This is a genomic window from Roseofilum reptotaenium CS-1145 (assembly GCF_028330985.1).
Lineage (GTDB): Bacteria > Cyanobacteriota > Cyanobacteriia > Cyanobacteriales > Desertifilaceae > Roseofilum > Roseofilum reptotaenium.
Genome location: NZ_JAQMUE010000080.1, coordinates 120771 through 135902 on the forward strand (window position 1 = coordinate 120771; position 15132 = coordinate 135902).

The following is a 15132-nucleotide window of genomic DNA, read 5'->3' on the forward strand; positions in this document are numbered from 1 at the left end:
CCACATTATTCTAAGGTCTCAACCCATAAAATTTTGGGTGACCAAATGTCAATAACTAATCCCAGTCGAAACTGCTCAGAGAGTTGATTAATCGCTGCCGCATATTCTGTAGGAACAGTTCCTAATTCATGGTGTGCAAATGTCTCTACTAACAATTCTACATCTTCTGCTAAAACCGACTCTAGCAGCATGACATTCTCAAAAGCTTCTCTTAAACTAGGAAATGACTCTCGATATACTGGATCGGGGTAGCGAATATCGAGGTAATCGTAAGCACCTCCAATCAACTGATTTACGCCAGTGGGTTCCATCACTCCACCAAGCTGACGATAAATGATTGAGTAATCTTCATTCGGGCTAAAGCGATCGCTATCGAACATGAAGGTTTGATTCATGTCTAATAATATGGTATTGAATTTATCGATCATCTCATCCTCCTCAACTCAATCCTTACCCAAAATAATATCAAATCCAAATAATCTGTTACACTATGTCATTGCGAACCGAACGCAGTGGAGTGAAACAATCTCTCCCATCTTGCTAGTCTTGGTAATTGCTTCCCTGCGATCGTAATGACAACTGTTTAAGCGGATTTGATATAAATACTATGGAAGAATTCTTGCAAGCGACTGACGTGATTGACTGGCAAAACCCAGAAGTTATGGACTGTGCCACAAAAATCACCTTAGACTGTAAAACTGTATTAGAAAAAGCTCAAGTTTGTTTCGAGTGGGTGCGAGATGAAATCTATCATAGTTTTGATTATCAAATGAATCCTGTGACTTGTCGTGCGTCTGATGTTCTGAGGCACAAAACAGGGTATTGCTACGCTAAGAGCCATTTACTCGCTGCGCTTCTTCGAGCTAATCAAATCCCGGCAGGCTTTTGTTATCAACGATTGAGTATTGATGATCAAGGTGCCCCCTACAGCTTACATGGTTTCAATGCGATCTACTTACCAGAAACTGGTTGGTATCGGGTAGATCCCAGAGGGAACAAAGAAGGAGTCAATGCTCAATTTTCTCCTCCCCAGGAGTCTTTAGCATTTAAGATTCAGTTGCCTGAAGAAGCAGATTTTCAGGTCATTCTCCCCGATCCACTGCCTGTTGTTGTAGAAGCTCTACAGTCACACAGAACCTGGGATTCAATGCTGGATAATCTTCCCGATCTTTCGATAGAAATGCTTCCTGATTCCTGTCGAGAGAATCGTAAGCAGTACCAATCGATTCAATAGTCGCTATAATACAGCGCTTTGCGTTGCGATGGGAGGATAGGGAGATAGGGGGGATAGCCAATAGACCTCTTGCATAAATGGGCAGAAAATGAATAGTAATGCAGGAATCCTGTATTCTAATACCTATTCCCCATTCCCTATTCCCTATTCCCTCACCTTCTGCAAGAAGTCTAATCTCTCCATCCCTCTATCCCACTACCTTGTCATCTGTTGAATCAAGGTTAACACCGCAGTCCGAGAGAGCTTTTCCTCTCCTGCTTGCAATACGTCTAAGGTTGCATGAGCTAGAGCCAGAGGAATCTTACAAAACTCCAATGCTGGCCCAGCAGGCAAAGCTTCTGTATACTGATTGGCTAACTCTAAATTACGACGGGCATAGGCTTGCATCTGAGAAATTGTCCAATCTTGGGGAAAAAAATCTACTCCACGCTGGCGATCCTCGTGGTGATTGCGGAGAATGTTCACGGCTTGTAACCCTCGTCCAAAGGCGATCGCCTCAGTCCGATTCGTCTGCGTGCCATCATACCATGCCCACAGATCCGAAAGCATCAAGCCCACAGCCCCAGCGACACTAAAGGTATAACAGTCTAAATCCCGCTCAGTCACGACATTCCAGTTACACTCAGCCCAAGCAGCCATCCGGTTCGCCATCGCTGCGGTAGCATCCCAAATGCGGGGAGAAATATCTTGGGGTGCTAAGGTTGCCCACTCATATAATCGCAAACTCACCTCTGGAATCTCGGACTCATACCTGCCCCAATTCAAGCGAGCTTGTGCCAATGTGCCATTATTGACCCCAGACTGTAATCCCCAACTCATCTGACGCAAAATCTGGCTTTTTACCTCATTGTCCAGAGTTGGATGATCCTCAACCTCATCAATGGCACGCATACATAAATAGGCAGAAGCCACTGCTTCTTGTAGATTAGGAGGAAGACGGATAATCGGAATATAAAATGTCCGACTCGTTTCTTCCAAAATCTCTAAGGCACTTTTAAGGGCGCTCATCCATTCAACTCCTCACATTTGCTTGTTACTAGCTTATAATTCATCAAGAGCAGACAAGCAAGTTTTTTAGATCGGTTTTAGGGTAAATGGGGAGAGCAGAGGATCGGGAGTACCGGTTAACTGATGGGCAAACCGGAGGGCGATCGCCAGCAAGCAGTAAGTCACGATTCTTAACTCCTTTCTTCTCTGCTATACAACAATCAAAGTGGAGGAGATTACCCCCACTCGATTGAGTTCTTCTACTATGGATTATACGCTCAGGAATAGGTCGGGAGTTAAGGCACTCACATTGGTTTGTTCCACCACTGCTAGGATTTGATTGCCAAATGAAAGAGTAACATTGGCTCCAGTTTGGGTAATTTGTAACTGTTGGACGGTTAACCCTCCAGCTAACCCAATCCGATCGCCTGTACCAAAATCAGCGATGCGATCGGTTCCACGACCATTCTGTAGCACAAAGACATCACTCCCGACTCCACCGACGAGACTATCATTACCGATATCTCCATAGAGGAGATCATCGCCAGTACCACCGAGGAGAGTATCGCTGTCTCGACCTCCACGCAGAGTATCGTTACCCACACCGCCATCTAAGTAATCCGCGCCTTGATTGCCCAATAACCGATCGTTACCGGCATCTCCACGTAGACCATCATTACCTAAATTACCGATAAGGATATCGTCATTTTGACCGCCACGCAGCAGATCGTCCCCTCGTCCACCATAGGCCAAGTCGTTACCCGGCCCTCCATTGAGGTTATCATTACCGCTACCACCAAAGAGTTGGTCATTACCCCCATTTCCTTGCAACAGGTCGTTACCGCGATCGCCACTTACCAGATCGCCGCCATCACCACCACGGGCAGCATCATCACCTTGACCACCAAAAATAACATCATTCCCAGCATCACCACTGATAATATCGCGACCTTGATTACCAATTAGCAGATCGGCTCCAGCCTCTCCATTGACGTTATCATCTCCACCACCAGCAACAACGATATCCGGGCCCCCTCTAGCATTGAACGTCTCATTCTGGTTGTCTCCCAGAAGAAGATCAAACGTATTGATTCCCGTGATAGTTACGCTGGCTAAATTGGGCGAGGGGAAAGGAGGAGGATTATCCAAAGCTGCCACTACAGCAGCAACCTGTTCCGCATTCAGACTAATTTCAACCGTTCCATTCCCAGGAGTCGGGGTTGGCGTTGGGGTGGGAGTCGGCGTAGGAGTCGGCGTTGGCGTTGGTGCAGACGCTCCTAGATTAAGACCAACAATTACGGGGTCGTGATCGGAGTTGCGGAAGGGAACTGATCCATCAAAAATACCAGTATTCCGACCAAAGTCCGTATTATAGTCGATCGCATCGGGTTCATCTGCATTGACGTGCCACTCCGTCGTTCCAGTCACCTGCGAGAGCAAGCTGGAATTCGCCAGAGCATAGTCTAGGGTTCCCGTTTGTCCGTCGAAGACGAACGAATAGGCATCAGAGCCGAGAAACTGTTGGGCTAAATCTGTATATCCTGCGTTTTCCAGGTTAGTAATCGCATCTTCTTGAGCATAGGCGTTGAGATCGCCCAAAATCAAGAAATCACTATCGCCGCTATTGGTGGGGTCAGTATTGACCCAATTGGCCAGAGCAGTAGCCGCATCAGCACGGGTATCAGACCAAAACCCTTGACCATCCAACTGGTCAAAATCTGGATTACTGGTATCAGTCAGGCCAGAACTGCCCTTAGACTTGAAGTGATTGACAACAGCGGTAAAGCTTTCCCCAGAAGTGGTTTCGGTGAAGGTTTGGGCTAAAGCCGCACGGTTGCGGTTCTGTCCAGAATTGTTCGGGTCGAGGAAAGCGGCTGTATTTAAGATGCTGCTATTACCAGAGAGAGACACTTGACTCGGTTTGTAGATGAATCCTACCGCGATCACATCATCCCCCACAAACTGAGTTCCCGGATTCACCCAATCATAGGTTCCGGCACCAACCGAGGCATTTAACTCATTCACCAGATTTTCAATCGCATTACCGCTACTTCCGGCTTGAAAGTCATTTTCAACCTCCACTAACCCAACAATATCAGCATCTAAAGTACTTAACGCTGTAACCAGTTTTTCCGTTTGCCGAGTAAACTCTGTGGCATTATCTGCGCCACGAGGGTTATTACCATTAGCAGTGGTGTTGCTGCCTTCATCTAGAGTAGTGAAGTAATTGAGAACATTGAAACCAGCGACTTTTAGGCTGCCACCAACAGCATTAGGCGTTGCCGGCCGGGGGTTAGTCGAGACGAACGTCGGTGCAACCGTGGGGTGAATGCGGTAGTTTTGGTCTCCAGAACCCCCACTCCCCCGACTAAAGTTGACTACTCCAGTCAAATTGGTTACGGTATCTCCCATGCGGAAGCCATCAGCAGTAGAGAGGCTACCATCAGGAAAGATAATGGGGTCAGGATTTTGAACCGTTTGACCGTCATCAATAACAATGTTACGCCGGGCAATATCTTGCTGGTGAGTAGCAAATCCGGCCACATTGGGAGCATTATTTTGCGTAAACTGTTCTAAGCGTCCGCCTTGGGAAACTCTTAGCTCTCCGAAGCGATCGAGCTGAAACATTTCCGTTACACTCAAGGTATCGGTAAAGCGGACTAACATCCCTTCGTATTGTTCCAGATCGGGGATGAGTTCGCCATCCGCATTAGTTACCGTGGAAGCAACGGGAAGGGAGATATCCGTCGCAGTAGGTAAAGTATTTCCAGAAGAAACAACCGTAACGTTGCTGACGTTAGTTAGCTCCGTCAGACCAAAAAATTCCTCAACTTCTCCAGTCACTTGCACTTTATCGCCCACCTGGACATTAACCGCAGGACTGAAACCGTCAAAGACAAAAATTCCTTCTGAGGTGACGGCATTTCCATCAGCATCGGCATCTTCTTCTTGGACAAAAAAGCCATTGAGATCGCCATTGGTTCCAGCTCCAGCTCCGTCTTGGAAGTCGCCAACAACAATACCTTCAATCGTTACCGTATTGCCATCAAGGGCACTAGCCGCGCTGCTTCCCTGGATGTCGTGAATTGAGGTGATGGAGGGAGCAGGTGAAGGTGAGGGAGAGGGAGAACCACTAACAGTAAAGCTTCCAGAGAAGGTTTGAGCTGTACTATTACTACCCGTCCAATTGGCAGAATTATTGATAGCAGCGAGTAATTCAGCTTGAGTCCCAGATGTAGTGCCTACGTACTGGGCATTATCGATTTCAATCAAGGCTACAGCATTAGTGCCGTTGGTGAGTCCTTGAGGTAATGCTGAGGTATTACTACTAGTGGCATCAGCTTGCCATACTCCTGTCGTCCCTTCATTGTTAATAGCGGCGATAAAGTCAGATGCTCCCTGATAGGCGAGGATCTGGTCTCCACTGGTACTTAGTGCAGGTGTAGTTGCACTGAGTGTCCCGGAAGATGCTGTAGTTCCGGTAATGGTTACCACCGTTCCCGCAGTGATGCCGCCAGCAGGGGGAGTCCAGGTAATAGTGTTTTCATTAGCACGAAAGGTGTTGTTAGATTGCCAACCGTTATCGGTGAAGAGAATAGATTCGCTATCGGCAATATTGACAAGAGCAACGAAAGCGAAGTTGTCTGGGTTATCGGCGTTGTATTGGACAAATGCGATGTCCCCTGGATTGAGTGCCATTGTTTTTTACTGTGCTTAGTTTGCTGTGATTGAGTAGATGGGTAAACGAATGGGTATCGCACTCTGGAGAAGTTCCGAAGGCGATTAATCCCGGCTTGACTTCTGAATCATTTGTCTCTTAACTTGCGTCAGTACCCAAGACTAGGAGGAAGCCACACAGCTTTTTACAGTAAGGTGCGATCATTTATATTTCATAAAGCTCTGGTCAAGTGTTGCTGAAGACGAGATAAACTTTAGGTAAAGAATATCCCTCTTCTGTCACTTTGCTTTTAACTTGAATCGCCAGCCAAGAAGCAGTGAGTAACGATTCTTAACTCCCCCCTTCTGTTACATAACCGTCAAAGAGGAGGCAGTTGGGACAAATTCCTCTTCTTGAGAGCATTCTTTGGTTGACCTACTCCACTGGCTCAAGCCGAGTGTATTCTCCAAACATCACTGCTTTGGATGAGCGATCGAGCTGAAACAGTTCCATGACACTGAGCAAACGGTAAAGTTGGTAATGTTGCTTCACTCTGTGAGACCAAACAATTGATCGACGACTCCCGTGACTTACACTTGGTCTCCCATCTGGACATTAATCCCAGAACTAGAACCATCAAAGACAAAAAGAGGTGGTGGCGTTCCCATCAGTCAATATCGGCATTCTCTTCTTGGACAAATAAAGCCATTCAGGTTACCCGTTTATATTCCATAACGCTCTGGTAAAATGTTACGGAAATTGTCAATCAATAGCTTGATAAATCTTACCACCGTAAACAATGATTCAAGAACAAACAGAACATCACATAGGCTCTCAAATCGCCAGTCAGAATCAAAGCGATTTAGCTGAAAAGAACTTGCTTTTGTGCTGTATTCGTTATCAATTAAATTCAGCTACTTCCTCTGATGTTTGCGGTTTACTCCGGACTAATTTACACTGGGATATTCTGGTGCAAAATGCAGTTCAGAATAATGTCTTTATGATCCTGGTTCAAACTCTAAAAGCAACTCATCCAGAGGTCATTCCTTCATCTGTATTGGAGAGAATAGAACTTAAAGTTCAACAACGAATGACCTATAATTTGTTTCTGACCAATAAACTGTTGCAAGTGCTGAACTTATTTGCAGAACATAATATTCAAGCCATTCCTTTTAAGGGGCCAATCTGGGCAAATTTGGCTTATGGTAATATGGTATTGAGAGAGTTTTCTGATTTGGATGTCTTAGTTCGTCCTCAAGATTTCTCTAAAGCTAAAGATGTGCTGATTGAGCAAGGGTATTATGACAAGAAATTTGGTGCAAATGAAGAGAGTCTTGGAGAAGCTCAGATGGTGTTACCCGATCGCCAAGTGAACATCGACGTACATTATAAGTTAGCGCCACAAGACTTTTATCTACAGATCGAGCCTGAACTCTTTTTTGAGGGCTTGCAAACTTTATCTTTTTTGGGGAAAGAAGTCGCCACATTCTCTCCAGAAAGTTGTATCGCTATTAGTTATCTTCAGGGAACAAAAGACAGTTGGAATACATTAAAAAGAATCTGTGATTTTGGAGCATTAATACAGACTTATCCAGAGGTGAATTGGCAGCAAGTTATGGCTCAATGTGGAACAGATGAGAGCGATCGCGTATTTTTGCTGGGAGTTGCGATCGCCCAAACCTATCTACAGATTTCCCTTCCAGAGATATTTTCAGACAAGCTGAAGCAGTTTCCAGAAGTGGTGAAAGTTGCCAGACAACATAAAGAGTATATGTATCATAAAAACATGGAATATGGCTATATCTTCTTTATTATCAGTTTGTGGGAGAGAAGAGAAAACACTTTATGGAGTAGGTTGCAATATTTGCTAAAGATTATTTTTCGTGTGAATGCAAGCGATCGAGAATTATTTCCCCTGCCCGATCTTTTGTTTTTTGTCTATTATCCCCTGAGAATTGTCAGGTTAATCGGAAAGCATAAAATCACCAAAGAAAAAATATCGTCTCTCTGGAATTTATTCAAAGGTTGATATTATTGATAATACTTAGCTTGAATAGCAAACAAGCGAGCGTAAGTACCGCCTACTCCCAGCAATTCTTCGTGAGAGCCTGTTTCAACAATGCTACCATTTTCTAAAACAAAGATGCGATCGACCATCTTGACTGTAGACAGACGATGGCTGATGAGAATAGCGGTTTTTCCTTGAATCAGTTGACGGAATTGTTCAAATACTTCATATTCTGCCTCAGCATCAAGTGCGCTGGTGGGTTCATCGAGAATCAGCAGTTGAGCTGGACGCAAAAATGCACGAGCGATCGCCACTTTTTGCCATTCGCCAATGCTCAATTCTTCTCCTTCTTCAAATTGCGTTCCTAACATGGTATCATAGCCTCTTGGCAGTCGAGAAATAATTCCTTCCGCTCCGGATTTTTGCGCGGCTTTGATGATATCTGGGTGATTATCAATATGGTCAATGTTCCCAAAGCCAATATTTTCTCGAACTGTTAAATTGTAGCGCACATAATCTTGAAACACGACACTTATGTTTCGTCGCCAATCGATAACAGAAAGTTCGCGCAAGTCAACGCCATCAATTGTAATTCGTCCATTTGTCGGATCGTAGAGACGACATAATAATTTAATTAACGTGGTTTTTCCTGCGCCATTTTCTCCCACTAACGCGACTGTTTCTCCTGCGGGAATCGTCAGATTAATGTCTTCGAGTAAGGGACGACGACTATGGGGATATTGGAAGGAAACATTTTCAAATCTTAAACCTTTTTGGAAAGGTTGAGGAAGCCATTGAGGATGGATCGGATTAGCAATAGTGGGTTTTAAGTCCAGGAATTCGTAAAGATGGGAGAGAAACAAACTATTTTCATATAAACTCGCTATATTAGACAGAAGCTGTCCTAAAAAGGCTTGACCTCGTTGAAAGCCTTGGTAATACATGACCAAACTTCCGAGCGTGATTTCTCCTTGGATGGTTTGATAGGCAATAAAACTAAATACGGCAAAAATCGCGAGAATACCACTCAATTGAGTTAAAAAATCGGCGATCGCCCGTTGCCGAGCCAGAGCTAATTTTTCTTGACGAATTTCCTGGCGTAGGTTATAATAACGTCGGCGAAATAGAGAGCCAAGATCGAATAACCGGATTTCTTTGGCATAGGAATTCAGCGTCAGCATCCAATGGAAGTACCAAGCCATACGCTCTTTACCCGTCCAAGTTTTTTGCTGCCGGTACAGTATTTTGCTCTGCTGTAAACGAACCAATAACACGGGAAGTGCTGCGGCTAATAAGACTAGACTAATTGACCAATGGAGGGAGAGCAGTAATGCGGCGATCGCCACCAGAGAAATTGCATTTTGAGCCAACTGTAGCAAACTATTGAGTAGGTTTTGCGGTCGATAGCTGGCTTCCTGTTGAGCGCGGTGGAGAGAATTATAAAAATTGGCATTTTCGTAATATTCCAGGTCAAGCTCAACGGATTTGCTGTGTAAAATATCATTGACAGAATCAGTAACAATTTGCGATTGAGCTTGGGTGGCATACCCAGATAAAGCCCGTAGTAGATTGGTAATCAGTGCCGTTATCCCCACCAGAATCACGATCGCCAGGACATCATAAAAGGCAGCCATCCCCTTGCCAATCCCCGCAGTCACCGTATCAATCAGTAACTTCATTAAATACAGTGAGGCTAACGGCAATAAACCTTGTAAGAAGACGAGGATAATCGTCAGAGTCGCCCAAAAGGGAGTGCTTTGCCAAACTAAAGCGATCGCTCTTTTCAGATTTTTGAGCAGTTGTAGTTGAGATTGCATCGGTGTTATTCTTCTCCCAAGAACCAACTGACAATCGTCAATCGCTCCCCGGCCGTCACTGGCTTCACTTCATGCATCAGATCGCTCTCAAACAGGGTTAATTGATCGAACATTGACAGATTTTGGTTTAATTGAATAGCAAGTCAAATGCAGTATATGACTTTATGAGCGGTATTGTCGGTATTGTCAATGGGGACGGTCAACCCATTGATACCAATCTTTTACAGCAAATGACCGATTTAATGAGACCTCAAGCTCCTGATGCTAGGGATATATGGAGTGAGGGGTATGTGGGTTTCGGTCATGCTCTCTTGCGGACAACCTGGGAATCGGAAAATGAACAGCAACCTCTGGGTTTAAATGGGAAGATTTGGATTACCGGGGATATCCGCTTGGATCGCCGTCAGGAGCTAATTGAACGCTTGCGTGCTTCGGGATGCAATCTAGAGAACAATGCGCCTGATGTTGACTTGGTTTTACATGCCTATCAGGTTTGGGGAGACGCTTGTTTAGAACGACTGAGCGGGGATTTTGCTTTTGCCATTTGGGATAGCCACGAACAACGTTTATTTTGTGCCAGAGACCAGTTTGGCATTGTCCCCTTTTATTATGCACAAATGGGGCAAACTCTGGTGTTTAGCAATCATCTCAATACCGTGCGCTTCCATCCTGGAGTATCCGATCGCCTGAATGAGAGCGCGATCGCCGATTTCCTCCTCTTTGGTAACAACATGGATCGGGCGACCACCACCTTTGCCGATATCCAGAAATTGCCCCCCGCTCACACCCTAATTTACTCTGAAGGTAGAATTAACATTCAGCGTTACTGGCAATTGCCCGAAGATGTGGAATACCTGAATTATCAACACCCGGAAGAATATGTCGAGCAGTTTCGGGAATTATTTGAACACTCAGTTGCAGACAGACTGCGAACCCATATCGCTGGTAGCAATTTAAGCGGGGGAATGGACTCCACCAGTATTGCCGCTACTGCTTATAGGTTAATGAAGGCAAACCATTCCTCGGTAGACTTTCGAGCTTACACTATTATATATAAGCAACTGATTCCCGACGACGAAGGAGACTATGCCGCGCAAGTTGCTGAAATGGCAGGTTTTCCAATTGAGTATCTGGTAGCAGAAGACTACATCGGGCAAGCCCCTCCAGAACACCCAGATTATATATATCCCGAACCCCTATTAATTCCCACCCAAGTGGCTGAAGTCGATCTGACGCGGCGCGTAGCAGCATACAGTCGGGTGCGACTAGCTGGGTTTGGCGGCGATCCGGCATTCGAGCCAGTGCCCTCTTCCCAGGATAAGTTGCGACAGGATCGGAATAATATTTTGGGTTACATCGACTCCCTTCGCGCCCGAGTGAGGTTGCGAACCCGGTTGCACCAGTGGCTCAAAAGAGAGCCGCAAGAGCAACAAACGATTGATTTTCCTGACTGGTTTAACCCAGATTTCGCCGAACGAATGCAATTGAAAGCGCGACAGGAAGAAATATATGAAACATATAGGGTCTCGCCCCAGAGAGATCGCTACGGGATGGCGACTGCTCCCTTGTGGTCAAACATATTTTCTTGGTCCGATCCGGGCTTCACTGGTTTTCCTCTTAAAGCTCGCTTTCCCTTTTTCGATTTGCGCTTGGTATCATACTTGCTTTCTGTGCCGCCTACTCCCTGGTTTGAAAATAAATTCTTGCTCAGGGAAGCTATGAAAGGTCTGTTGCCCGAGTCCGTTCGCCAGCGACCTAAAACAACCCTGCAAGGGTTTCCTCATTACACTTTCATGCAGCAGCACGGACTTCAGCCCTGGATGGTGGAATTGATGACTGCACCAGAACTAACAAACTATGTCAACAGCGAGCTCCTGCTGCAAAAACTGCAATCGATTGGACAACTAACTCCTGCAAGCTATAATCAAGCTGGTCTAGTTCTGCACTTGGCATACTGGTTGCGTCACCAATAACTGGCGTGAGTAAAGACCCAGACTAATGTTATCCCCGAATTGAACTTGAGGAGATCTACCATGCGACAAATAAATGAAAACCAAGGAAATACTGCCGAGCACAGGGAATACCGCACTCCCAAACTGCGGAAATTTGGCAGTGTGAGCGAGCTGACTCTGACTCAGCCTCGTCCTGCCACCGGGAATGATGGCGGTTCATTCTTTAATCAGTATGGTTCCTAATTCCAACTTTCGAGTTTTTGACCTGACTTGAATGTCGCGATGAATCAAGCACTGTTATCTGCCTTTTGGGCATGATGGCAGTGTTTGGTTAATCCCCAATCGATCGTCAACACTAGCAATCCCATAAGCATTTTAGATAAAATGGAGCAATCCTTTAGATATGCGACTTATGGCTTAACCTTAGAGGCGAACCAGCCTCTTCCCGGTCTAACGCCTGCGAGTGCTAATACGCCCGTAGATGTTTGGGTCGATCTGAATGGGATGTTGCGATCGCCGTTAACCGACGATCTTCCCTCTGGAATAGACTGGATAGAAAAAGCAGATGGCACCTACTTACAGATCTGGTTTCGCGGAGACGGACGATACGGACACGTTAATTTCGAGATAGACTCTGATGCGACTCATATCAAAGCAACTTGGCCTCAGTCTCGTATCGAAGATGTGACAACGTTATTGGTAGGACAGGTTCTCGCTTGTGCCTTGCGCTTGCGAGGTATGCTCTGTCTTCATGCTTGCGTCGTAGAAACCGACGGCCGGGCGATCGCGATCGTCGGGGAAACAGGAGCTGGAAAGTCAACGACGGCAGCCGCTTTGGCTAATCGAGGATACTCGATTCTAGCCGATGATATTGCAGTTCTCCAGGAGTGCGAAGAACATTTCCTGGTACAACCCGGATATCCTCGCCTGCGACTGTGGCCGCAAAGTGTGAATGCTCTCTACGGTTCGGAAGCTGACTTAACCAAGATTTTCCGATCTTCGGAGAAACGTTTTCTCGATTTAAGCGATAACAGTAAGTCTGACACCGCTTGGCAGTTTCAGAGCGAACCATTGCCCTTGGTGGCTATCTACATTCTTGGAGAACGGAAGCTGGGTTTAGAAGCGCCAAAGATAGAACCCATTCCTCCAGCAATAGCAGTGATGAAGTTGATGCAGCAGCGCTCTGTAAGTCATTTCAAATTAGATGCGGACAAGCAAGGGCGGGAGTTTGCTGGTTTTGGTCGCGTCGCCAGGCAAGTCCCCGTGCGCGCGATCTCTCGCAAGGATAGCTTGGAGGCATTGCCCCAACTCTGCGATGCTATTTTGGCAGATTTGGCTGGTACAACTATCTCCGCAAGCTATAAATAACGGATAGATCGTAACAGGATTGTGCCAGAAGTTTACATCATCGGCGGTTGTAACGGTTCCGGCAAAACAACTACCGCAATGAAATTGTTGCCAAACAGTTTAAAATTGCTTGAGTACGTCAATGCTGATGAAATTGCGGCTGGACTCTCACCATTTAATCCTGAGTCTGTCGCCATCCAAGCTGGACGCTTGATGCTAGAACGGTTAAATTCACTATCCGATGCTGGAGCTGATTTTGCATTTGAAACCACCCTTGCCTCTCGCCATTATGTCCGATTCTTGCAACGCTGTAAAACTAAAGGGTATGCGGTTAATTTAATTTATTTTTGGTTGGTCAGCCCGGAATTAGCGATCGCCCGCGTAGGCACGGGTGGCTAGTGGAGGGCATAATATTCCTGAAGCAACTATCCGTCGTCGTTATGAAAGAGGCAGAAAAAATTTCAGCCAATTGTATTTGCCATTAAGCGATAGTTGTATTGTCTGCAACAATTCAGGGTTAGACATTCAATTAGTAGCTAGTTATAATAGCGAAGCCTCCAAGCCCATCGTTTATCAAGCGGAAATCTGGAGTTCAATTACTGGAGATATAGATGAACCCTAAAAATCCTCCCCTTTCACCACTGCATCAAAAAATTTATGCGGGTGTGAAACAAGCTATTGCCGAGGCGATCGAGAGACATCGCAAACTGGGCCAATCAATTAGTATTTGGCAAGATGGAAAGGTTGTTACTATCGAGAGCGACAAAATACCACCTCTGGAAAAAGATATATAGTTTTTGCCAAACGGTAGAAGGAATCCGATTAAAGTAGAACCCTGAAAAAGGGCAAGGAATTTATTAGAAAATAAATGATGGAATTCAATCCCAGAAATGCAGCATTTCGCGCCAATCCATATCCCGTCTACGATCGCCTCCGCGCCACAGACCCCATCCATTACCGGCAGTCAACAGAAGATTGGATTTTGACGCGCTATGCTGATATTGTGACCCTTCTCAAAGATAATCGCATCGATCCTCGCGATGGAGTAGAGCCACTGGGCGATCGAACCGAGCCACATCCGCAAGACCTGCAAACTCCTCAAGATAGACAAAACCCACTTCTCGATCGGTTTTTGCATTTGCGGGAAGAAAGCCAAAGGCTCAGACAACATTGGATTATTGTCACCAATCCACCGCAGCACGATCGCCTACAGAAGGTACTCAATCCAGGATTTACCCATCAAAAGATTAGCCGTCTCGAACCGCACCTGCAAATGATGGCCGATCGCGCTATTGATAAGGTACTGGCATCGGGAAATATGGACATCATTGAAGATTTTGCTTATCCGCTTGTGGTCGAAGCTATCTCAGAACTTCTCGGAATCCCTGTAGAAGATCGCCAGCGCCTCGTGCCCCTTGCGCGGGAGATCGCCCTATCCATCGATCTGAATAAATCCCAGACCACTTACGAACGGGGTCAATTCGCATTGACAAATCTGACACAATACTTTCGCAAATTAATTTCCCAATTGCTCGAGGCTACAGAGCCACAGGACAATCTTATGGGCACAATGCTTCACGCACAAGCCCAAGGAGAACTGAGCGAAGACGAGCTGCTCGCGAACAGTACATTTTTATTTTTTACGGGTCAAGGTTCCAATCACCATATTATCGGCAATGGGATGCTCGCCCTCCTGCGCCATCCCGAGCAATTGCGCTTGCTGCAAAACAATTCAACTTTGATGAAAACGGCGATCGATGAATGCTTGCGCTACGACGGCCCGGGACAGTACATTATCAGGAGGCCCTTAGCCGATATTGAAATAGGCGGTCAAACCATTCGGAAAGGAGAGAAAATGATTTTGGTTATTGGTGCGGCGAACCGCGATCCAGAGCAATTTCTCGAACCCGATAAGTTTGATATTTGCCGCCAGCCTAACCCATATCTTACCTTTGGTTATGGGATGCGTTCCTGCATGGGGTCGAGGCTGGCTAAGTTAGTCGCGCGGATAGGGGTAGGAACATTGATCAGTCGCTTACCGAAAATTACCTTGGCTAATGAAAACCCAGAATGGGAAGAATCTTATAAGGCTCACGGACTAAAATCCTTACAAGTATTGTTCTAGCCCA

Annotated in this window: 12 protein-coding genes and 1 pseudogene; 8 read left to right on the top strand and 5 right to left on the bottom strand. The window is 45.9% G+C overall.

Going from position 1 to position 15132, the window contains the following annotated elements; translation table 11 throughout:
• Positions 1 to 5: 5 nt before the first annotated feature.
• The gene (locus tag PN466_RS16505; RefSeq protein ID WP_271941124.1) at positions 6 to 428 is read right to left on the bottom strand and encodes a hypothetical protein; all 423 of its coding nucleotides are present in this window, start codon (positions 426 to 428) and stop codon (positions 6 to 8) included.
• Positions 429 to 607: 179 nt separating this feature from the next.
• Here PN466_RS16505 and PN466_RS16510 point away from each other — a divergent pair, with 179 nt between their 5' ends.
• Positions 608 to 1234 carry a transglutaminase-like domain-containing protein gene (locus PN466_RS16510; RefSeq protein WP_271941127.1) on the top strand — a complete coding sequence of 209 codons (627 nt, stop codon included), beginning with the start codon at positions 608 to 610 and terminating at the stop codon, positions 1232 to 1234.
• 195 nt (positions 1235 to 1429) lie between these two features.
• Here PN466_RS16510 and PN466_RS16515 read toward each other — a convergent pair whose 3' ends face one another.
• Positions 1430 to 2242, bottom strand: a complete 813-nt coding sequence (locus PN466_RS16515) for a phytoene/squalene synthase family protein (RefSeq protein ID WP_271941130.1) — start codon at positions 2240 to 2242, stop codon at positions 1430 to 1432.
• A gap of 249 nt (positions 2243 to 2491) precedes the next feature.
• Positions 2492 to 5920 carry an ExeM/NucH family extracellular endonuclease gene (locus PN466_RS16520; RefSeq protein WP_271941131.1) on the bottom strand — a complete coding sequence of 1143 codons (3429 nt, stop codon included), beginning with the start codon at positions 5918 to 5920 and terminating at the stop codon, positions 2492 to 2494.
• Positions 5921 to 6678: 758 nt separating this feature from the next.
• Between PN466_RS16520 and PN466_RS16525 the strand changes: the two genes are divergently transcribed.
• Positions 6679 to 7908, top strand: a complete 1230-nt coding sequence (locus PN466_RS16525; RefSeq protein WP_271941134.1) for a nucleotidyltransferase domain-containing protein — start codon at positions 6679 to 6681, stop codon at positions 7906 to 7908.
• Between the two features lie 2 nt (positions 7909 to 7910).
• Here PN466_RS16525 and PN466_RS16530 read toward each other — a convergent pair whose 3' ends face one another.
• The gene (locus PN466_RS16530; protein ID WP_271941137.1) at positions 7911 to 9704 is read right to left on the bottom strand and encodes an ABC transporter ATP-binding protein; all 1794 of its coding nucleotides are present in this window, start codon (positions 9702 to 9704) and stop codon (positions 7911 to 7913) included.
• Positions 9705 to 9709: 5 nt separating this feature from the next.
• Positions 9710 to 9817, bottom strand: a complete 108-nt coding sequence (locus tag PN466_RS16535) for a 2OG-Fe(II) oxygenase (RefSeq protein ID WP_271941139.1) — start codon at positions 9815 to 9817, stop codon at positions 9710 to 9712.
• 51 nt (positions 9818 to 9868) lie between these two features.
• Between PN466_RS16535 and PN466_RS16540 the strand changes: the two genes are divergently transcribed.
• From PN466_RS16540 to PN466_RS16570, 6 genes and pseudogenes are all read left to right on the top strand, one after another.
• Positions 9869 to 11677: an asparagine synthetase B family protein gene (locus PN466_RS16540; protein ID WP_271941142.1), complete on the top strand. Its 1809-nt coding sequence runs from the start codon at positions 9869 to 9871 to the stop codon at positions 11675 to 11677.
• A gap of 60 nt (positions 11678 to 11737) precedes the next feature.
• Complete coding sequence (locus PN466_RS16545; protein ID WP_271941145.1) at positions 11738 to 11899, top strand: lasso RiPP family leader peptide-containing protein; 162 nt, start codon at positions 11738 to 11740, stop codon at positions 11897 to 11899.
• A gap of 141 nt (positions 11900 to 12040) precedes the next feature.
• Positions 12041 to 13024, top strand: a complete 984-nt coding sequence (locus tag PN466_RS16550) for a serine/threonine protein kinase (RefSeq protein WP_271941148.1) — start codon at positions 12041 to 12043, stop codon at positions 13022 to 13024.
• Positions 13025 to 13045: 21 nt separating this feature from the next.
• Positions 13046 to 13625: pseudogene (locus PN466_RS26400) on the top strand (zeta toxin family protein).
• A complete protein-coding gene (locus PN466_RS16565; protein ID WP_271941157.1) occupies positions 13615 to 13797 on the top strand; it encodes a hypothetical protein in 183 nt (60 codons plus the stop codon). The pseudogene PN466_RS26400 and the gene PN466_RS16565 overlap by 11 nt, the downstream one beginning before the upstream one ends.
• A 74-nt stretch (positions 13798 to 13871) precedes the next feature.
• Positions 13872 to 15128: a cytochrome P450 gene (locus PN466_RS16570; protein ID WP_271941160.1), complete on the top strand. Its 1257-nt coding sequence runs from the start codon at positions 13872 to 13874 to the stop codon at positions 15126 to 15128.
• Positions 15129 to 15132: the final 4 nt, after the last annotated feature.